Here is a 21,620-nt window from a genome sequence, read left to right on the forward strand (position 1 = left end):
TTTGTATAAGGCCTATATTGTGTTTATTAGTACTAGTCTAATAATCAATTAGTTACCCCGTCCGCTTCTTCTGGAGCCCGAATAAGTACTTCTTGACGGAGTTGAATAATTCCTACTAGGTGTGCTTACTCTGCTCGGAGGGTTGTAAGAAGGTTGAGGTCTTGTAGAATAACTATTATTAGTTCTAGAATTGTTACGGTAATTATATGTATTGCTTCTGGTATTGCTACGGTACGTAGATTGGGTATCATACGACTTACTATTCATCCTTGAAGAATATCTTCGAACCTTTTCATTCGCTGATAATCGTTGGCTGCCTGATGTAGCGTTAAGGTTTTTCACCCGGGTTGGTCTTGAATATTTACGGATATTTTGACGTTCTCTGTTATTTACTATGATATAGGTATTTCTTCTTCCATAGTAATGTCCCGGATAATAGGAATAAGGATCATAAAACGGATCGTACATGTTGTAATAAGGTCGATGCCATGAATTCCATGCCCCATATCCAAGCCCGATACCTAAAGACCAATACGGGTTGCCAAATCCCCAATTCATCATTGTACTTGGGCCATAAAAGCTACTGTAGCCAAAGCTCATGGAAGGGCGTGCCCAAGAAGAATACGGACTGTGGTACATTGCCTGATCCCACATACCCCGTTGGTAAGCATGTGCTAAAGCATTTGCATCCAAACTGCGGTTTTGTTGTGTATTATATCTGGGTACATAACTGCCATCTGCTACTTGGCCTACTTTGTTTTCTTGTACATATTGAGGTGTGTAGGAAGGTGCAGGTACTTGTTCTCCCCCAGTGGTATAGTCCGGGTTAGTAAATTTAGGTTGAGTCACATTTGATTGTTCTACCTCTTCCACTTGCGGAGTAGAGTAAGCGAAGGTTGGAGTTTCACTGGGAGTGACTTTATCAATTTGAGCAATTTTAGGTGCTTTTCGGTCTTTTCTGGAAAAGTACAAGTCATCGTATTCAGCTTGGGCCATGGCACTGAAGCTGCTGATACTTGCAAGAAGGAAAATACTTATTTTTGAAAAGGTCTTCATCTTGATCTCCCTTGGGTTAATTTATGTAAAAATATTAAAAAGAAGGAAATACTCCTATATTTGCATTTCCTCTACCATTATAGACACGTAAAGTCAAATAATAGTTCGAACGGAAATACAAAGTGGTTTGGAACCAAATGTAGCCACTTTTTACCCAAGAAAAAAATAATAGTACCTTTTTTAAAGAATTCAGTTTCATGAGCAAAGCAATACCAAAAAGAAGCCAAGACTACTCCTTATGGTATAATGAGTTAGTGAAGAGGGCGGACCTGGCTGAAAATTCAGCGGTCCGGGGTTGTATGGTCATTAAACCTTATGGCTTTGCCATTTGGGAAAAAATGCAAGCGGTGTTGGACGGCATGTTTAAAGAAACCGGGCATTCGAATGCCTATTTTCCTTTGTTTATTCCCAAATCGTACTTAAGCAAAGAAGCTGATCATGTGGAAGGCTTTGCAAAGGAATGTGCGGTGGTTACACATTACCGCCTGAAAAATTCCGAAGACAACAAAGGCGTAGTGGTGGACCCGGAGGCGAAGCTGGAAGAGGAATTGATTGTCCGGCCTACCTCCGAAACCGTTATTTGGAGTACATATAAAAATTGGATTCAATCCTATCGCGATTTGCCTTTGTTAGTGAACCAATGGGCCAACGTGGTGCGGTGGGAAATGCGTACACGTGTGTTTTTGCGTACGGCTGAGTTTTTATGGCAAGAAGGGCATACGGCTCATACCACTCAAGGGGAGGCCATTGCCGAAACCAAACAAATGTTGGAGGTATATGCCAACTTTGCCGAAAACTATATGGCGATGCCCGTGGTCAAAGGGGTGAAAACGGAAAGCGAGCGCTTTGCCGGAGCCGTAGATACTTATTGCATCGAAGCCCTGATGCAAGACGGTAAAGCTTTACAAGCGGGAACGTCTCACTTCCTGGGGCAGAATTTTGCCAAAGCTTTTGATGTGAAATTTGCGGCTCAAAACGGTGAGTTGGAATATGTGTGGGGAACCTCTTGGGGCGTAAGTACCCGTTTGATGGGGGCTTTGATTATGGCTCACTCTGACGACCAAGGTTTGGTACTGCCTCCTATGTTGGCGCCTATTCAGGTAGTTATTGTTCCGATCTTTAAAGGAGAAGAACAATTAAAGGAAATCGTAGACCACGTACAGCCTTATATTGATGAGCTGAAAAAAGCCGGTATTTCTGTAAAACTGGATGACCGGGACACACTTCGCCCAGGGTTTAAATTTGCCGAATGGGAGTTGAAAGGGGTGCCTGTTCGTTTGGCTTTCGGCCCGCGTGATTTGCAGAATAAAACGGTGGAAGTGGCCCGTAGGGATACCAGCGAAAAGCAGGTGGTGGATGTCGACAAAGTCGTGGAGCATATCAAAGCGCTTTTGGAAGATATCCAACAGTCGATTTACAAAAAGGCCTTGCAATTCAGAGAAGAAAATACCCGGAAAGCCGAGAGTTATGAGGAGTTTAAGAAGCTGATTGAGGAAGGAGGATTTGTATTGGCGCACTGGGATGGAACGAGCGAAACCGAGGATAAAATTAAAAACGAAACCAAAGCAACCATTCGCTGTATTCCCTTAAATGCGGAAAAAGAAGAAGGCAAGTGTATTTACACAGGTAACCCTTCCTCTTGTAGAGTGTTATTTGCAAAAGCATATTAATTCGAATTATGGAAAATCCGGTTATCATCTTGGGTGCAACCAGTGCTGGAAAACAAGCATTGGAAATTTTTAAAAGCTTAGAAATTGAGGTGTATTGTTTCTTGGATGACGACAAAGAGTTGCACAATACCGAGATCAGTGATGTCAGTGTGATGGGGCATACCCGTGACGATGGCTTTTTGAAATTTATCGGTAAGCGTTGTGAAGTATTTGTAGGCATCAATGAGAATGAAGAGCGCAAAGAGTTGGTGGAATTTGTCCGGGCTCGCCGGAAAGTTCAACCGGTCAATGCCATACATCCCTTGGCCTATGTGGCCAGTTCCGCACATGTGGGGCATGGTAACTTGATCAATGTGGGTGCGGTAGTGAATGCCGGGGCGGAAGTAAAAAATGCCTGCATGATCCAATCCAAGGCGGTAGTCGAAACAGATGTGGTATTGGAAGATTATGTTTCCGTGGGCACAGGGGCAATTATTAATGCCAATTGTACGGTGGGAGAAGGCAGTCTGATCGGCTCGGGAGCCATCCTTGCTCCGGGAGTGAAGATAGGAAAGAACGTACAAGTAGCTCCGGGTTCTTTAGTGATGCAAAATGTAGACGATAATCAAGTAGTGTTTGGAGTACCTGCCAAAAGTGTTTAACAGCATTTTTGGTGGGCTACCACCCTTTTGTCTTTTCAACACCTTATATATACGATACATAGTAGATGCTGTTTCTTATTATCGGGCGAAGTAATATTCTCTCCCTTTCACCTTTGTTCGTATTTCCTATATTTTTGCAATTAGTATATGCCCCTCAGGTTTCGATCCGCTACTAAAAAGATTCTTCTTGGCTTTCTTGTATATGCCTTCGGAGTGTTTGTTCTCTCTGTCATCTCTTTGACATCCTACCGAGAATTGGAAGCCGCCCGCAACGTTTCTACTCAAATAGATCGTTTAGATAAATATACTTCCGAACTGGTCATGTTAAGTCAAGCATTTATATACCGGCAACTCAGCTCTACAGCAAAACCGGATTTTTTAAAAGAGCATCGCCACGACTGGGAAGTGTGTTTACAAAAAACAGCAGAGACCATTACACAACTCAAAAACAACAAATACCTTCGGAAACATACAGTGGATTCTTTAGTTACCGGCTTGCAAGACCGTGTAAATATTTGTGATTCTACCTACGAAAAACTGCTTGATTATTTTCATAAAAGAAACGATGAAAAATCCGGATTGGAAAATGCGGTGATCCATAAGCGAAGGCAACTTATGACCTACCAAAATGCTTTTCCCACCCTTTTGGCAGACCTTGCCGCGTTGGAACAGGCCTATTTGCTGAAGGGAGATGTATCTGTGATTGAGCAGTTGCCTTTGAAAATCAATCTGCTGAAGGAAGCTTTGGTGCGTGGTTTCTTAAAAGAGAAAGAAAGCCTGCTCTTGCGCCAATTAATGAATGAGTATGAGGTGGCGTTTAAAACGTTGATTGATTTGGATAATATGTTGGGCTATAAAAGGGAGCAGGTGGGGTTGATTTTTTTGATGAAAACCTCTTCGGAAAATTGTATGGCACAAGTAGGCCGAATGAAACTGCAACTCGAAGCAAAAATATCCTTGGTTTTACACCGCTTACAGTGGACCGTAGTGATTTTAGTGACCGCATCCGTTATTTTGCTTATGTTACTTAGCATATCCTTTAAATTTGTACTTGGCGAAAGCTATCAATAAGCAAGTGATGAACACACCTTTACAAATATTACAAGCTTACTGGGGGTATGGTGCCTTCCGGTCACTACAGGAAGAGATCATTCAATCGGTATTATCAGGAAGCGATACCTTGGCACTTTTGCCAACAGGGGGAGGGAAATCAGTTTGCTTTCAGGTGCCGGCCTTATTGCGCGAAGGAGTTTGTATCGTAGTTACCCCTTTGATTGCTTTAATGAAAGACCAGGTAGAACAGCTTAAAAGCCGGAACATCAATGCATGTGCGATTTACTCGGGCCTTTCGTATAAAGAAATCGATATTTTATTGGACAACTGTATTTATGGAAATGTAAAATTTCTTTATGTTTCTCCGGAGCGATTAAAGACAGAATTGTTTTTGGAGCGGGCCAAACAAATGCAAATAGGCCTCTTGGCCGTGGATGAAGCCCATTGTATTTCACAATGGGGGTATGATTTCAGGCCTCCTTATTTGGAAATAGCACAGTTTCGAGAGTTGATTCCGGATACCCCTTGTATTGCGGTGACGGCTTCGGCTACTTTACATGTGCGGCAAGACATTGTTGAAAAACTGGAATTCCGTTCAGGTCATCAACACTTTGAAAAGAGTTTTGTCCGGGAAAACCTGTCTTATTCCGTATTTCAAGAAGAAGATAAAGAAAGGAAGCTTTTACAAATTTTAAACAAAGTGCCCGGTACGGCAATCGTCTATGTGAGAAGCCGGATGCGCACGCAGAAATATGCGAAACTGCTGAATTCACAAGGAATTCGTGCGGATTATTATCATGCCGGTCTTTCTAATGCCGACAGATCCAAGAAGCAAGAGCGCTGGATTCAAAACCAAGTAAGGGTAATTGTTGCTACCAATGCGTTCGGAATGGGGATCGACAAACCGGATGTCCGTTTGGTCATTCATATGGATTTGCCGGATAGCCTGGAAGCTTATTACCAAGAAGCCGGAAGAGGCGGGCGGGATGGTAAATTGGCCTATGCCGTGTTGTTGTACTCACAGTCCGATGTTGAGAAACTGAAAGAAAATATTGAAAGAGCTTATCCCGCGCCTAAAATCATCCGGCAAGTTTATCAAAGCCTGTCAAACTTTTTAAAACTTGCCGTTGGTAGTGGCTTAATGGCTAGTTTTGATTTTGACTTAGAGGTTTTTATTCAAAATTTTAACCTGAATTACCTGGAAACCTTCTATGCCTTAAAGCGCCTGGAAGAACAAGGGTTTGTACAACTGAACGAGTCTTTTAGTGTACCTTCTCGTTTGAGAATCATTGCTGGCCATCAGCAATTGTACCGGTTTCAGGTATCCCATGCAAAATTTGACAAATTACTGAAAATGTTGCTGAGAATGTATGGAGGGGAATTGTTTAGTAATTATATCAATATCTCAGAAGAGAAATTGGCGAAAGCCCTTCATGTATTTACCAATACTGTGGTGAAAGACTTGATGCAACTGGTCCAAATGCAAATCGTTTCGTACTTTCCTCAAAATGAAAAGCCTAAGATTACTTTTCTGACGGAACGTTATGCACAGATGAGGTTGCCTTTTGATGAGAAGTTGTATCAACAACGAAAAAAGCGCGAATTGGAAAAGGTAGAAGCGATGATTGCATACACCGAAAATACCCAATTATGCCGTACCCTTAAACTCGTAGAGTATTTTGGGGAGCTTAATGATGAACCTTGTCAGGTGTGTGACCTTTGTTTAAAGAAAAAACAAGCCAAGCGAAATACCTCTCCTCAAGAAGCGATCGATCCCATCCTTGAATTGCTGCGCAAGCACCCCCAATCCTTTGAAGAATTGAAAGCACTTCCCTTCAAAGAAGAGCAGTTGCTAAAGGGATTAAGGAGCTTATTGGACAGCGGGGAAGTCTATCAGGATGAGGCGCAAAAATATCACCTGTCCAAGTAGCCTTCTCTTTTCCAAACCAGCCGCAATCCACCCTCTTCTTCTCTGCGATTTTCTGTAAAAAATACAATTTTGATACAAGGAGGATATTTGTCCTTTTCTACGGCCAAATAGCAGGCTTTATGCAAAAAAATCCCTGAAAAACGCAGCGTTTCAGGGAACTTTTTTATTGTATATCCCACAAAATCAGCGAAATGTTAATATTGGTGAATGTAACAACGTGCAGTCTTTAGAATTTAGAAAATTCTCTTACATTTGTTATATCAGCATAAATAACTTAACTTTTTATAAGTAGAATTACTTAATCCTTCCAAGAGTTGAACAACCTTGAACAAACTATTCTAAAAAGTCACTTTTAAAGGAATTAATCATGCACAATTATCTCTACAAAGGAATCATGTTAATGAATTTAGCGCTACTCACTTTTTCCTGTGTACCCAATAAAAAAATCATTTACCTACAAGGGGATGGGGTTGACGGGTATAACGATCCTACGATACAATATGCCACCCGGTATGCGGAGTATATTTTGAAAAAGGACGATGTGATTGGTGTCAATGTATTTAGTACTACAGAAGATGAATTGAATTTTTTTACGACCCGCGGTGGAGGAGAAAGTACCCGGGGGCTTGAGTTTACCATCAATGAAGATGGAGAAGTAGAATTGCCCGTAGTAGGCTTTGTGAAGGTGGCAGGGCTTAATATTGCCGAAAGTCAGAATGTGATCAAAGAAGCTCTGTCGAAAGGCTTTTTGGAAAACCCTGTCGTACAAGTAACCCTGCTAAGTTTTAATTTCACTGTGTTGGGAGAGGTCAATGGCGAAGGAACGTTTACGGCACCTACTCCTAAAATCAGTGTGTTGGAAGCCTTAAGTATGGCCGGTGGCTTACAAAAGTATGCTGACCGCTCCAATATTAAGATTGTGCGCAATGAAAACGATAAATTAAATGTTCACACCATTGATGTCCTGAATGATGATTTCTTGTCTTCGGATTTTTACTATTTGAAAACGAAGGATGTCATCATTGTTTCTCCATTGAAAAGCCGGAATTTCCAAGAAGGGCGCAGCAGTTTAGCTTTTGTGATCAGTATCGTCAACTTAGTGGCTGTTATGGCCATTGCCGTGAACAACTTATCTAAATAACACTCAAAAACTCAAAAACCGTGGAACAAGTGAAGGAACATTTCAGCTTCGGTAACCACCGCAAAGACGATATTTTTCTGGATATAAAAAAAGTATTCGGCAAAATCTTAAAATATTGGTATTTCATTTTCCTCTCTGTGGCGGCTTGTGTGGTAGTCGCATTTTTTGTGAACCGCTATACTCATCCGGTTTACCTGGTGAATACTTCGGTACTGATGAAAGGACAGAAAAACGAAGGAATTACCCTGTCGGATATTTTTAGTTTACAAGGCCGTAGCAGTGGCGGTTCCAACCTTAAGGACGAAGCCGTACTATTGACTTCGTACAAATTGATTAAATCCACTTTGAAAAATTTAAATTTTGGCATCTCTTATTTTATAGAAGATAATTATTTGCTGAAAGAATTATATCAGCACACACCGGTCACTCTCACCTTGTATAAAACCTCCACCAATATCCCGTATGGGAAACAGTTTGCCTGTAAAATTCTCAACCGGGAATCATTTCAACTGATTGATGAAGACAAAGTGCAGAATTTTAAATTCGGGAGAACGATCGATATTGAGGGGTTTATATTCAAAATTGACCTGAATGAAAATGCTGAAAAGTATATAGGGAATCAAATCATCTTTCAAGTCAACAATATAGAGCAACTGGTGAAGCACTACCGGAATAGCCTGAGCATTAATCCAATCAGTGAAAAATCATCGGTACTCAATATTTCCATTACCGGGACAAATCCCGCCAAAGAAATGGACTTTCTCAATGCCTTGGTGAAAAATTATATTGATAAAGACAAGGATGAGAAAAACTATAACTCCAAAAGAACGATTGAATTTATTGATCAACAATTGGCTAAGAACAGCGATTCCTTACGGACTATCGAAGGGAGAATGCAGGACTTCAGAGACCAGAATGCCACCTTAAACCTCAGTACCGAAGGGAACCAATTGTTTAAAGATATTCAGGAATTAGAAAAACAAAAATCCAGTATTGAGCTGGCCCAACAATATTATGATTACCTGGAAAACTCTTTGAGTAGCCAGGAGGGAAAACTGGAACAAGTGGAAGTCCCGGCTTCCATCGGTTTACAAGATCCCGTATTGAATTCACTGGTGAAAAAATTAGTGGATACACAAATTGAAGTGAAGTCCATAGCGGATGATCCCAATGAGCTGAAACACAACCCGCGGGTACAAAGCAAGTTGCAAACCATCGAAGAATTAAAAGTCAATATTTTATCCAATATCAAAAACGTCACAGCGACAAACAGAATTACCCTCAATGACTTGAGCCGTAGAATCGGTTTGTTCAATTCCTCCTTGCAACGCCTACCCAAAGCCGAACGGGAATACATCAATATCCAACGAAACTACAGTTTGAGTGAAAACCTGTACATGCTGTTGATGCAAAAGAAAACGGAAGCCGGGATTGCCGCTGCCTCTGTGGAATCGGATTTTAAAGTGATCAACAGTGCCGAGTTAGTAGGGGGTGCTTTGAAACCGCGGCCTATCAAAAATTACATTACGGCAGTCATAGTCGGTTTGGTAGTACCCATCGGGATTATACTTATTGTGTATTTACTGAATGACAAGGTGACCAGCAAGGAAGATGTGTTACGCCTCACCAGTATTCCGGTGATCGGGTCGATTGTGTCCGCCAAGAATGCTGCCGATATTTTTGAGCGGAAAGCAAAACCCAATTCTGCGCTTTCCGAATCCTTCCGGAGTATCCGGACGAAGTTACAATACCTGGTCTCCTCCAAAGGCGATCAGGCAAAAGTCATTTTGTTGACGTCATCCATTAGTGGGGAAGGGAAAACGTTTTGCTCGAAATACTTGGCGTACCTTTTATCAATCACCAACAAACGGGTGGTCTTAATCAACTCTGACTTACGAAAACCGAATGTTTCACGAGAATATGGTTCCATCGGTGCCGGGTTAAGCAGTTACCTGGCCGGGTTGAACGATATTCAAGAAATCATCAACCGGAGTCCATACGATAATTTGTACCTGATTAAATCGGGGGAAATCCCACCGAACCCGGGAGAATTGCTTTTGAGCAAGCGTATGGAAGACTTATTGACTTACCTCAAATCCAATTTTGATTATATCATTCTGGACAGTGCCCCGATCGGTATTGTCTCTGACGGCTTGGAATTAATGAAATTTGCCGATGCTAATATCCTGTTAGTACGGCAAAATTATTCGCTCAAGTCTTATGTCCATGAGTTTAATGAATTGTATCATTCAGGGCGTTATCAACATATCGTAGTGATGATGAATGATGTGAAGTCCAAAAAACTACAATACGGATATGGCTATTATGCCGAAGACAAAAAATCCAAGAAAGTAAAAAAACAATTGGAAAAACTCAAAGAGCAAAAAGACCAACTCGTCACCACGAAGGAATCATAAACTGAAATAGTACAAGCCCAAACTTCTGGTAAACAACTGACACACAATGAAAGGTATGGCTCTTACACGGGTAAGAGCGCCTTTCCTACCTGTTTCCCATTTATTCATCAACGTTTAGATTATGTCAAAATCAAAAGCAGAGGAATTTAACCTGGTGATCAAGCCAGGAAGCATTGAAAAAAACTATTGGCTGGATTTGTGGCGATTTCGGGAGTTGTTTTACATTCTTTCCTGGCGGGATATTAAAGTACGCTATAAACAAACGGTTATTGGTATCGCCTGGGCAGTCATCCGGCCGTTATTGACAATGTTGGTATTGACGTTTGTTTTTAGCAACCTGGCCAATATGTCTTCCGAAGGAAATGCTCCGTATCAAGTGATGGTTTTCGCAGGCATGTTACCTTGGCAATTTTTTTCCAACGCCTTGTCTACCAGTAGCAATAGTTTGATTACCAATACCAACCTGATTTCCAAAGTCTATTTCCCCAGAATGATCGTTCCTGCCAGCTCCATTATCACCAGCTTTGTAGATTTTTTGATCTCCTTTTGCATTATGGCGGTGATTATGGCTTACTATCAATATGTGCCTCCGGTGACAATTTTCTTCTTACCCATATTCATATTGATTGCTTTTACCCTGTCATTCGGAATCGGTTTGTTTCTGACGACCCTCAATGTCAAATTCAGAGATTTTAAATACATCGTCCCTTTTATTATTCAGTTTGGTTTATACATTTCTCCGGTAGGCTACAGTAGTAGTGAGGTAGATGCCAAGTGGCAGTTCTGGTACTCGCTGAATCCGATGGTAGGCGTGATTGACGGCTTTCGTTGGGCAATACTAGGTACAGGTGAAAATATCTTTTACAGTGAAAGCTTTTACATCTCCGTGGGAGTGTCTGTACTGGTTTTGATTATATCCATTCGGTTCTTCCGGAAACTGGAGAGGTCTTTTGCTGATATTATTTGATTTAATCCCCTAGGAAATTATGACTGAAATAGTAATAGATATTCACCAATTAGGTAAAAGCTACTTGATTGGCCATCATAACCAAGTGAAACATAATGCCCTTCGCGATGTAATTGTCCATGGGGTGCAGAGTTTTACCCAAAAATTCAAATATTTACTGAATGGCAACCAGCCGATATTGTCAGGGGATGAAGTTGAAGAATTTTGGGCCTTGCGCAATTTAAGTTTTTCGGTAGAAAAGGGAGATAAAGTGGGAATTATCGGCCGGAATGGAGCCGGAAAGTCTACTTTGTTAAAACTGTTGAGCCGGATTACAGAACCTACCGAAGGAGAAATACGGGTAAAGGGACGAGTGGCCAGTCTTTTGGAAGTCGGGACGGGTTTTCACCCGGAACTGACCGGGCGGGAAAACATCTTTCTCAACGGGGCCATTCTGGGAATGACCCGCGCAGAAGTAAAAAGAAAATTTGATGAAATTGTAGAATTTTCCGAAGTGGAAAAATTTCTGGATACGCCTGTCAAAAGGTATTCCTCAGGCATGTACGTTCGTCTGGCTTTTGCCATTGCCGCCCACTTGGAGCCTGAAATTCTGGTAGTGGATGAAGTTCTGGCCGTAGGAGACACCAAGTTTCAAAAAAAGTGCTTGGGTAAGATGGAAGATGTAGCCAACCAAGGCCGGACCGTTCTGTTTGTAAGCCATAACATGGGGACGATTAAGACTCTGTGTAATAAAGGAGTACTGTTACAACAAGGGCAATTGATCTATAAAGGGGATATTGACAGTGTGGTACAAAAGTATTTGGAAAGTGTACAGGATACTTCGATTAGCAAGCCGGAAGTGCATTTTGAACCGAATGTACAAAAAGAGGCACAACTGGTCTCCGCACGGATTTTTAACCAACACCAGGAACCTTGTTTGAGCTTTGATGTCTTTGATAAAATATTTCTGGAATTTACCTATGATTTACACATTGCCGCCCGCAATATCGTAGTGCAACTCCAACTGGAAAGAAATGGAGAAATGCTGTTTTACTCCTTCGATACGGATGTAGATCCCGATCGTTTGGAACGAAGAGAGCCTGGGAGGTACCAAGCAAGGGTGGAACTACCTACCCCTTTGAAAGCCGGTCTGTATACCTTGAATTTTGATATCGGAGTATATGGCTCCCGGAACCTGGAAATGGTATATGATCTCTTTTCCTTTGAAATAGAAGAACGCTCCTTCAACTCGCGCTTTAAATCCTACGCTGCGCGAAAAGACGGAAAAATCGTAACGCATTTGAAATGGACGCAGGATTGTCTTTCTCCTGTTTTGCGAAAATAACCTTTACCTCATCAAAACCTCTATTGTCGAATCTAAATCTCAAATAATACCATGAAAAAGCTTTTAGTAACCGGATCTTCAGGGCTAATTGGCTCAGAAGTTTGTACTTTCTTTGATCAGTTAGGTTGGGAAATCTACGGGCTGGATAATAATCAACGGGCAGTGTTCTTTGGCCCTTCTGGTGATACCCGCTGGAACCAAAAGCGCCTTGAAGGGGCTTTGTCCCGCTTTTCCCATGTGGAGTTGGATATCCGCGACCGGGCCAACGTACTGAAAATGATCCAAGAGATAAAACCGGATGCCATAGTCCATACAGCTGCTCAACCCAGCCATGACCGGGCGGCAGCAATCCCCTTTGATGATTTTGATACCAATGCCGTAGGAACGCTCAACTTGTTGGAGGCTGTCCGGCAGTACAATGTGGAGACACCGTTTGTGCATTTGTCTACCAATAAAGTTTACGGAGATGCGCCTAACCGGATAGAAATGAAGGAATTGGATAAAAGGTGGGATTATGCCGATACCAAATATGAAAACGGTATCAGCGAAAGCTTTACCATTGATCAAAGCAAGCATTCGCTATTTGGAGCTTCTAAAGTTGCGGCAGACGTAATGGTGCAGGAGTATGGAAGATACTTTGGAATTCCTACTTGCTGTTTGCGGGGTGGCTGTCTGACAGGTCCCAATCATACCGGGGTGGAATTACATGGCTTTTTAAGTTATCTGGTAAAATGTAATCTGGAAGAGCGGAAGTATACAGTATTCGGATACAAAGGAAAACAAGTGCGCGACAATATACATTCTTATGATGTGGCTCGCTTTATCGAGGAATTCCTTAAAGCTCCCCGGGTAGCGGAAGTTTACAATCTGGGAGGGGGAAAACAGAATACCTGTTCCATTTTGGAAGCATTTGAGATGGCCTCTTCTCTGACAGGTAACAAAATGCACTACGAATATACGGATCAAAATCGCGAAGGAGACCATATTTGCTATTACAGTGATCTCCGGAAAATGCAAAACCACTATCCCAACTGGGGTATTACCAAGTCTTTGGAAACCATCTTTGAGGAAATTGTCGCTTCATGGAAAAATAGAATTTAAGCATGAAAATACTCATTACAGGAATTGCAGGTTTTGTGGGAAGCCGCCTGGCGGAATATTTAACGCATCATTTGGAGGGGGTAAGCATTGTAGGCATTGACAATCTTAGCAGGCGTGGAAGCGAAACCAATATCCCCTTTTTGAGAGAATTGGGTTGCCAGTTTGTTCATGGGGATATTCGTATGGCGGAAGATGTCATGGAATTGCCCAATGTGGATTGGGTATTGGATTGTGCGGCTATTCCTACCGTTATGGCCGGTTTGCAGGGAGGTACCTCTCAATTAATCAGTAATAATTTGAATGGCACGCTCCATCTCTTGGAGAAATGCCGGAATGACAATGCAGGTTTTACTATTTTGAGTACCAGCCGGGTGTACTCGATCAACGACCTGGTAGCTCTTCCTTTACAGGAAACGCCAAGCCGCTTAAGTCCTCAAATTCAGGAGGGCCAAGTACCACAGGGTTTTTCTGAAAGAGGGATTAGTGAAACCTTTCCGACCACTGCTCCGGTCTCTTTGTATGGGGCTACTAAATTAGCTTCGGAAGTGATGGCCTTGGAGTATGCTACCACATTTGGTTTTCCGGTGTGGGTCAACCGCTGTGGAGTGATTGCCGGTCCCGGCCAATTTGGCAAAATAGATCAAGGGATTTTTTCCTTTTGGATTTATCAATGGCTTTTGGGAAAGCCGCTTGCGTATATTGGCTTCGGAGGCGCAGGAAAACAAGTCAGGGATTTCTTAAGTCCCCAGGATTTAGGACGATTGGTAGTAAAACAAATTCAAAAACCGGATCATAAAGTATCCAAAGTCATCAATGCGGGCGGTGGTAATTCCTCTGCCATGAGCTTGTATGAATTGTCTCAGTTTTGTAAAGAATATATTTCCCCGGACAAAACCTTATCGTCAGATCCCGTGACCCGGCCTTTTGACATTCCTTATTATGTGACCGATAACTCACTGGCCCAAAAGTATTGGGACTGGACACCGGAAGTAAAGGGAGAGGACGTGTTAAAATCCATTTTGGAATGGGCTGTTCAAAACCGGAAAATCATTGAAAAAGGATTCTGAATATGACTTCACTGACCATAAATTTTGTTGTAAGCTCTGTGCATGAAGCGGGCACATATTTTCGCTATCACAATTTTGCCCAAGGGTTGCAAAAATCAGGGCACCGTGTAACGGTGTTTGGCTATGATGCGATGGGAGAGTTTCCTACTTCTCATGAAGAAACAAGGGATGGGGTATCTTACCGGATTACAAAAAGAGTAAAAGGGGATAACTTTTTCGGAAAATGGAACAATCCGATGGCTGCCGTGGCGCGCAGTATGCAGGATTATCCCAAAGCAGATGTCACACACTTCTTTCAACCTCACTTGACTTCGGCCCTTCCGGCATTGATGAAGCATAAAAATAAATCAAGCCTGTTTCTGTACGATTGGGATGATTTATGGGCCGGAGAAGGCCTGATGAAATTTGTGAAGAACAACAGTTTTAAGAATTGGTGGCAAAATAAAACCTTGGCATATCTGGAAAAAGTACTGCCCGGGAAAGTTCATCATGTTACGGCTTGCAGTCATTATTTGGCCGATCTGGCCAAACAACGGAAGGCCCCCGGTGCTACGGTGATTCACAATGGGTTTTGGCCATACGAAGTGCTCTCCAAGGAACAAGCCCGTAAAAATTTGAAGCTGGATCCGGATGCCAAATACATCGGGTTTATGGGACGTACGGTTTGGGAGCTGGCCTGGTGTTTTAAAGCGTTGAGGCAAGGTGTTAAAAAGTATGAAAACTTGCGGCTTGCCATTTGTGGACCGACCATGAGTGAATTGGAAATGAAGGGCTTGGATGAGGAACTGAAAAGTAAAGTGGACTACCTCGGACAGCTGCCCCCGTTGAAAACCCGTGATTTTGCGGCCGCAATTGATATTGGACTTCTGCCTTTGGGAGATCATGAATTTAACAAAAGTCGATTTCCTATCAAATATGCAGAATACATGGCTGCTAATGCCAACGTACTATGTTCCAATGTAGGGGAGTGCGGATTGCTTGCTCAGGAAATGCCGTGGGTAGTGGAGGCCGGTAATGGCATTGACGACTGGTTTGTTGCCTTTGAGCAAATGCTTGATGCCTTGTATTCAGGCACTCTTCCACCGGTAGATCGCTCTCATATCCTGGAACTGTTCTCTTGGAATACTTTAGGTAAAGAGTTGGAGCAGTTGTATTTGAGGGAGTTAGGATTAGCTGAGCAGTCGGTTCCCTTGGTGAAACCATCGGTATCCTCCGTATATCATTAATACAAATTGAATTCCTGACAAAAGTTGTAAAAGGAATTGGTCAGTCAGCACAAGTTGTATAAGTCTGTAGTAGCTGATCATTTGTACATTGGTTATTTCTTAATGAAGTGAAATCAGTGATTTTTAACTTCTTTGATTACTTCAATGTCCTTAACTTATGAAACATTCACTAGCCCTAAAGAGCCAGCTAAAACTGAACTATTGTAAAGTATTGCAAATGCTACCTTTCAGTTCAAAAGTCATCGGACCTCCTAAGGGATATGCAACAGATATAAAAGAATACGTGGAGTCGTATAATTCCCGAAAGCCTTCACATCCTCATACATTTTGGGATTTTGGAAAGGGAAGTTATACGGTGCCCCATCCTAAGAAAATTTGGGGAAATACAGATCCTGTGGAGGAAGAAGTGTGTCATTACCACGATTTTGTCGTGTCACTTCATAAAGGCCGTTTGATCAGTATTCCTTATTCGGTAATTTCCAATGACGATGTTTTATTGAGCGAACTGTCTGACAGTGTGGATACTCCGGCGGCTTTGAATCCGATATTTTTTCATCACCGTTTGCCTAAAACGATGTATTTGAAAGGAAAGGCTTTTGTGTTAGGCACCTTAAAAGATGATAATAATTATGCCCATTGGCTTACGGAAGTCCTGCCTAAACTGCACCTTCTGGAGCAAGCCAATATTGATTTAAATGAAATCGATCATTTTCTACTGAGAACGTACAGAAGTGGTTTTGTCAAAGAACATTTGGCGTATTTGGGCATTCCGGAAGAAAAAATCAGGATTATTGATGATAAAATAGCCAGTGAAAGAGACCTTACCAAAGCTACCAACAGCTCTCCTTATTGGCATGTGGAAGCCGATGAATTGATCGTGACCTCAGTGTTTTGGAAACCTGAGTGTTGGATGGGAGACTATCTTAAAAAACTCTATTTGGAAGAACAAAAATCACCTATCCAGATCTTTGACCGGATTTACGTTCGCAGACATAAAACCAATGGCAGAAATGTAGTGAATGAAGAGAACCTGTTGAATGTATTGAAAAAGTTTGGCTTTGCGATCATTGAAGCGGAAAAGTATACCCAAAAAGAAAAAGCCTTGCTGTTTAACCGGGCTAAAGTGGTAGTGGCCCCTCATGGAGCCGGTATGGCCAATCTAATCTTTTGCGAACCCAATACCCAGGTATTAGAACTTCGGGCAAAAGGCCACTCCTCTTATATCATTGATGAGTTCAGGCAGTTATGTGCCGCTCTTCAACTTGATTTTTCCCTGTTTATCTGTAAGGGGGTAGGGGTGCCTTCCCAATACAATACCGGAGCTAATTTGGATTTGATGGTGGATGTTGAAGCATTTGAAAGCATGCTATCTGAATTGTTGGAATCGGAGTATATGAAAAAGTAGGTGGGATGTTCACTATCAGAGATTTGTACATGACCGGTTGTTAATTATACTTCTCATTACTTGTCGAAACAGAATTGTTAGAGCCATGTCAATGAAGTTGAAAAAAATAACTTTTGAAAACCCTCTCAAAACGTATGTCTATTTGCCTCTGAGCCCTCTGAAGACAATGGTTTCCCGCTTTTTACGGCATATGCCAGTAAGCTCTTCGGTGATAGGCCCTCCTAAAAACTATCTGGCTACCGTTAAGGAGTACTTGGCGGCTTTCACCCAACCGGCTAAAATTTATACGGAAGTGTACCGGGGCAGTTTTTTGGTAAAGCCATACAAGCGTTCTCTGGATGATTTAAACCAACCCGGCCAGGAAGAACAAACCCGGGAATACAATACGTTTCTTTTATCATTGGAAGCAGGAAGATATAGCTCGGTACATAATTGTGTGATTACGGCCCAAGACAAGTTGCTATCCGAAGTATCCAGCTATCCGGATGACGGGTTGAAACACGGTGTTTTTAAGGCCTTGAAGATATCCCCGGTGAAAAAACTTTCGGGAAAAGCTTTTCTGTTGACCGGGCAAGGCGATGCGAATTATTATCATTGGCTGTTACAAATTATTCCAAAATTACATTTGCTAAAGGCTGCAGGGAAAGACATCAATTCCTTTGATCATATTTTGCTGCACCGGCATGATTTGCCGTTTATCGACTTCCTCCTGAAATATTTTGAAGTGGATCAGCATAAATTGGTTAATCTGTTAGAACATCGGCATATTCAAGCCGATGAGTTGGTGGTTACGTCCCCCCTTTGGAAGCCGGAGCCTTGGGCAGTGGACTTTTTGCGAAGCAGTTTTTTGAAAAAAAATAACCGGAAAACACCTGCCCGGAAGCTTTTTATTTCCAGGAAAATGGCCAAACACCGGAAAATTCTCAATGAAGAAGAGGTGCAAAAAGTGCTCGATAAATACGGCTTTGAACCCATTTGTTTGGAAGAATTTTCCCTCTTGGAACAAGTAGAACTAATGGCGAGTGCTCAATATGTACTGGGCCCTCATGGTGCGGGCTTTTCCAACATCGTATTCTGTCCCAAAAACGCAACGATTATTGAAATACGGGCCAAAAATCATCAGGACTATATCATGGACTGTTTTAATGATTTGAGTAGTATTATTGGTATGGACCATTACCTTTTGGAAAGCGAGACCTCCACGGAAACGGACGTGAATGAGGGTACCGATGACATGTGGGTAGATGTGACAAAGCTAGAGGCATTGCTGCATTCCCTGAATCTTAAATAAGTTTTAATATTTAGTCTCATTAACAGATTGAGTTCTGTTAAAATGCCGAAAACCCGTACTTTTATAAAAGTTGTAAGAGGCTGATTTTCATTGAAACAAAACCTTGTTTTGAACAGCCTTTACAACCTTAATAAGGTAAACTGCTTGTATACTAATCAACTCAACAAACTGACAGAAAGGCACCGGAATGGCCCTTTCGTAACAATGCATTTGCAAGGAATACTTAGTTAAATACAGCACCATAATGAAGTTAAAGCTTTACAATTTTCTGCGGAAACTTCCCGTCAGCTCAACTTTAATCGGCCCTCCCAAAGGATGTAACAATGATCTGAAAACCTATATTGATACCTATAATTGTAAGCATCCGAAAACGCCTCATCAATATTGGAATTTAGGAAGTGGTGAATACACTGTACCGCCTCCGGAAAACCTCAAAGAGGCATCCCGAGAGGCGATTGTTCAGACCCAAATCCCCTATAAAAACTTTGTGGCGACTTTGAAAAAAGGGCGCTTGTTGAGCATGCCTTATTGTGTGATATCCAACGATGATATTGTCCTGTATGAAGTCTCAGATTACTTACAGGTACCCCCCGAAAAGAACCCTGTATTTTACTTTCATAAACTGCCCGGAGTAAAAAAACTCAAAGGGAAAGCGGTGGTATTGGCAACTTTATACGATGATAATAATTATGCACATTGGCTTACCGAAATTCTCCCTAAACTTTATTTATTGGAAAAATGTGGGATGCGGATTCAAGATTTTGATCATATCCTGATGCGCTATTTTAGAAGTCCGTTTGTACAGGAGCATTTGGATTACCTGGGTATTCCGAATGAAAAAATCCGGATGATTGATGACCGGACTTCTGCTGAGAAAGACTATTCCAAACGGGAGAATACCTCTCCTTATTGGCATATTCAGGCGGATGAACTCACCGTGACGAATGTTATTTGGCGTCCGGAACCATGGATGCCGGGATTTTTGCAAGATTTATATTTAAAAGAGAATAAAGGACAAGTTACCCCCGGTAAAAAACTATATATCCGGAGGCACAATGCCAAAGGAAGAAACCTGCTTAACGAGGCGGCGGTATTGGACGTATTAGGACGATACGGTTTTGAAATCATTGAAGCGGAAAAGTTAAGCTTGTTGGAAAAAGCCGGACTATTTCATGAGGCAGAGTTTATCGTGGCTCCTCATGGGGCGGGTATGGCGAATATCGTTTTTTGCCAACCGGGCACCTGTGTATTAGAACTGCGGGCCCATGGGCATAGCTCTATCATCATCGATGAGTTCCGGCAGTTGTGTGCAGCCGGAGGCCTGAAATATTCCCTGTTACTTAACGAAGGAGTGGGAGAACCGGAGGAGATCAATACCGGGGCAAATCTTGATCTTAAGGTTGACTTAACCGAGTTTGAAGAGACATTGAAACTGTTTTTGACTCAATGTGTCTCCGCAAACCAGTCGATGACCAGATGACGTAATGCATTTAGTCTCATTAACAAGTCTTGTTTTTAAAAGAGTACTTAATCTTCTTAGTTTTAACAATGATTCATCCATTGATATCTGTAGTAGTTCCGACTTATCAGCGGAATGATTTGCTGAGAGAATGCCTGGCTTGTTTGGCGCCATCCGTGCAGTCTTTGGACAAAAAATATTATGAAGTCATTGTAACGGATGATGGCAGGCAGCATACTGCGGAACAAATGATCAAAGAAGAATTTTCTTGGGTTACTTGGGTGCAAGGACCGGGAAAAGGCCCTGCCAGCAACCGGAACAACGGAGCCAAACAGGCCCAAGGGGAATGGCTGGCATTTACAGACGATGATTGTCTGCCTGAGCACAATTGGTTGGAGTCCTATTACCAAGCAATACAAAACCATCCGGAAACCCAAGCTTTTGAAGGGGCGATTCATCCGGTGGGGGAAGTAGAGCAAGATTTGACAGATTGTCCGGTAAATTTAAAAGGAGGGTGTTTCTGGTCGGCGAATATTTGTGTAAGGAAGAATTTGTTCGAAGAGATCAAGGGTTTTGACGAAAGCTATTTTCTGGCAGCCCAGGAAGATCAACAATTGAAAATAGATGTGGAAGAAAAAGCGCCCATACATTTTTTGCCGGAAACCATTGTCAAACATCCCGTGAGGAAAGTAGCCTTGTGGAATACGATAAAAAATGTGCCCAAGCGCTCTAAAAACTTCGCATTATATGCCTATAAAAACTTTGCTGTGCTGGGCTATCGAAACTGGCTGAACTTTACCTATAAACAATACCGGTTTCATCTATCATCCCTTTATTCCAATTTAAGCAAAGGGTTTTATAACAATGCGCTGATTTCATTGGTGTGGCTCTTGTATGGCGTTCCCCTGAATTGTAGCAATTTGTTACGCTTTCAAAAGGGAGGAGTCACCTTACAAAAACAATAACGGGTGAACCCGTAGGCTGAAAAATACCGCAAATTTTTATTATTAACAATATTCAAAATACCATGAAAGTCTTAATTCTTGCCGGAGGATTTGGTACCCGGCTTAGTGAAGAAACACATGTTCGTCCGAAGCCGATGGCCGAAATTGGTGGAAAGCCAATCTTATGGCATATCATGAATATATATTCCAAATATGGACTGAACGAATTTGTGATTTTGCTCGGATACAAAGGGGCCTATATCAAAGAGTATTTTTACGAATATTATTTGCATAATACGGACTTTACCATTGATCTGAGTTCAAACCAAATCGAAACACATTCCTCCAACAGTGAACCCTGGAAAGTGACTCTGTTGGATACCGGTTTGCATACCATGACGGGCGGACGAATCAAACGGGCGGCTGATTTTATTCAGGATGAAACCTTTTTGTTGACCTATGGTGATGGGGTATCGGATGTAAACATCGAGGAATTACTGTCCTTTCACCGCTCACACGGAGGAGCCATTACCATGACTTCGGTGATGCCGGACGGTCGATTCGGGGCCTTACAAATTGACGGGGAAAATAAAGTGAATTCCTTTATGGAAAAGCCCAAAGGTGATGGCAAATGGATCAATGGAGGCTTCTTTGTGTGCGAACCCAAAGTATTGGAATATATTAATAACGGAGACGGTACCATATTCGAAAGAGAGCCTTTGGAAAAGCTGGCCAAAGATGGTGAACTGTACGCTTATCATCACTATGGTTTCTGGCAATGTATGGATACGTTGAGTGATAAGAAAAAATTAAATCAACTCTGGGACAAAGGCCAAGCCAAGTGGTAGAAATCTGTAAAATGAAAACGGTCAATAAAATACAGTAGATCTGTTTTCGTGAATACACCTTCATCATTAGGCGTCATTTC

The 21,620-nt window shown here is 42.0% G+C and carries 17 protein-coding genes; 16 read left to right on the forward strand and 1 reads right to left on the reverse strand.

The features are described from left to right. Positions 1–48: 48 nt before the first annotated feature. Positions 49–1,056 carry a hypothetical protein gene (locus AAG747_RS17715; RefSeq protein WP_346822544.1) on the reverse strand — a complete coding sequence of 336 codons (1,008 nt, stop codon included), beginning with the start codon at positions 1,054–1,056 and terminating at the stop codon, positions 49–51. Between the two features lie 197 nt (positions 1,057–1,253). On the opposite strand from AAG747_RS17715, the gene proS reads away from it, so the two are divergent. The 16 genes from proS (at position 1,254) to rfbF (ending at position 21,540) form a co-directional block, all read left to right on the forward strand. After that, positions 1,254–2,726, forward strand: coding sequence for a proline--tRNA ligase (gene proS, locus AAG747_RS17720; RefSeq protein WP_346822545.1), 1,473 nt, complete (start codon positions 1,254–1,256; stop codon positions 2,724–2,726). Positions 2,727–2,734: 8 nt separating this feature from the next. Continuing rightward, on the forward strand, positions 2,735–3,367 hold the full coding sequence (locus AAG747_RS17725; RefSeq protein ID WP_346822546.1) for a NeuD/PglB/VioB family sugar acetyltransferase: 633 nt from the start codon (positions 2,735–2,737) through the stop codon (positions 3,365–3,367). Between the two features lie 237 nt (positions 3,368–3,604). Then, positions 3,605–4,438 (forward strand): hypothetical protein, encoded by an 834-nt coding sequence (locus AAG747_RS17730; protein WP_346822547.1) that lies wholly within the window; start codon positions 3,605–3,607, stop codon positions 4,436–4,438. A 7-nt stretch (positions 4,439–4,445) separates the two neighbouring features. Then, positions 4,446–6,350 (forward strand): RecQ family ATP-dependent DNA helicase, encoded by a 1,905-nt coding sequence (locus AAG747_RS17735; RefSeq protein WP_346822548.1) that lies wholly within the window; start codon positions 4,446–4,448, stop codon positions 6,348–6,350. Between the two features lie 367 nt (positions 6,351–6,717). Continuing rightward, the gene (locus tag AAG747_RS17740) at positions 6,718–7,491 is read left to right on the forward strand and encodes a polysaccharide biosynthesis/export family protein (protein WP_346822549.1); all 774 of its coding nucleotides are present in this window, start codon (positions 6,718–6,720) and stop codon (positions 7,489–7,491) included. 20 nt (positions 7,492–7,511) lie between these two features. Beyond that, positions 7,512–9,908: a GumC family protein gene (locus tag AAG747_RS17745; protein ID WP_346822550.1), complete on the forward strand. Its 2,397-nt coding sequence runs from the start codon at positions 7,512–7,514 to the stop codon at positions 9,906–9,908. A 121-nt stretch (positions 9,909–10,029) separates the two neighbouring features. After that, complete coding sequence (locus AAG747_RS17750) at positions 10,030–10,875, forward strand: ABC transporter permease (protein ID WP_346822551.1); 846 nt, start codon at positions 10,030–10,032, stop codon at positions 10,873–10,875. Positions 10,876–10,894: 19 nt separating this feature from the next. Continuing rightward, positions 10,895–12,199 (forward strand): ABC transporter ATP-binding protein, encoded by a 1,305-nt coding sequence (locus tag AAG747_RS17755; protein WP_346822552.1) that lies wholly within the window; start codon positions 10,895–10,897, stop codon positions 12,197–12,199. Between the two features lie 51 nt (positions 12,200–12,250). After that, the gene (locus tag AAG747_RS17760) at positions 12,251–13,300 is read left to right on the forward strand and encodes an NAD-dependent epimerase/dehydratase family protein (protein WP_346822553.1); all 1,050 of its coding nucleotides are present in this window, start codon (positions 12,251–12,253) and stop codon (positions 13,298–13,300) included. Between the two features lie 2 nt (positions 13,301–13,302). After that, positions 13,303–14,367, forward strand: coding sequence for an NAD-dependent epimerase/dehydratase family protein (locus AAG747_RS17765; protein ID WP_346822554.1), 1,065 nt, complete (start codon positions 13,303–13,305; stop codon positions 14,365–14,367). A 2-nt stretch (positions 14,368–14,369) separates the two neighbouring features. Further along, positions 14,370–15,593, forward strand: coding sequence for a glycosyltransferase (locus AAG747_RS17770; RefSeq protein WP_346822555.1), 1,224 nt, complete (start codon positions 14,370–14,372; stop codon positions 15,591–15,593). A gap of 157 nt (positions 15,594–15,750) precedes the next feature. After that, entirely contained in the window at positions 15,751–16,998 is a 1,248-nt protein-coding gene (locus tag AAG747_RS17775; RefSeq protein WP_346822556.1) for a glycosyltransferase family 61 protein, read from the forward strand. A gap of 85 nt (positions 16,999–17,083) precedes the next feature. Next, positions 17,084–18,289 carry a glycosyltransferase family 61 protein gene (locus tag AAG747_RS17780; protein WP_346822557.1) on the forward strand — a complete coding sequence of 402 codons (1,206 nt, stop codon included), beginning with the start codon at positions 17,084–17,086 and terminating at the stop codon, positions 18,287–18,289. Positions 18,290–18,533: 244 nt separating this feature from the next. Continuing rightward, a complete protein-coding gene (locus AAG747_RS17785) occupies positions 18,534–19,769 on the forward strand; it encodes a glycosyltransferase family 61 protein (RefSeq protein ID WP_346822558.1) in 1,236 nt (411 codons plus the stop codon). A 68-nt stretch (positions 19,770–19,837) separates the two neighbouring features. Beyond that, positions 19,838–20,713 carry a glycosyltransferase family 2 protein gene (locus AAG747_RS17790; protein WP_346822559.1) on the forward strand — a complete coding sequence of 292 codons (876 nt, stop codon included), beginning with the start codon at positions 19,838–19,840 and terminating at the stop codon, positions 20,711–20,713. A gap of 62 nt (positions 20,714–20,775) precedes the next feature. Continuing rightward, positions 20,776–21,540 (forward strand): glucose-1-phosphate cytidylyltransferase, encoded by a 765-nt coding sequence (gene rfbF / locus AAG747_RS17795; protein WP_346822560.1) that lies wholly within the window; start codon positions 20,776–20,778, stop codon positions 21,538–21,540. Positions 21,541–21,620: the final 80 nt, after the last annotated feature.

The sequence above is a fragment of the Rapidithrix thailandica genome (genome assembly GCF_039710355.1).
Lineage (GTDB): Bacteria > Bacteroidota > Bacteroidia > Cytophagales > Flammeovirgaceae > Rapidithrix > Rapidithrix thailandica.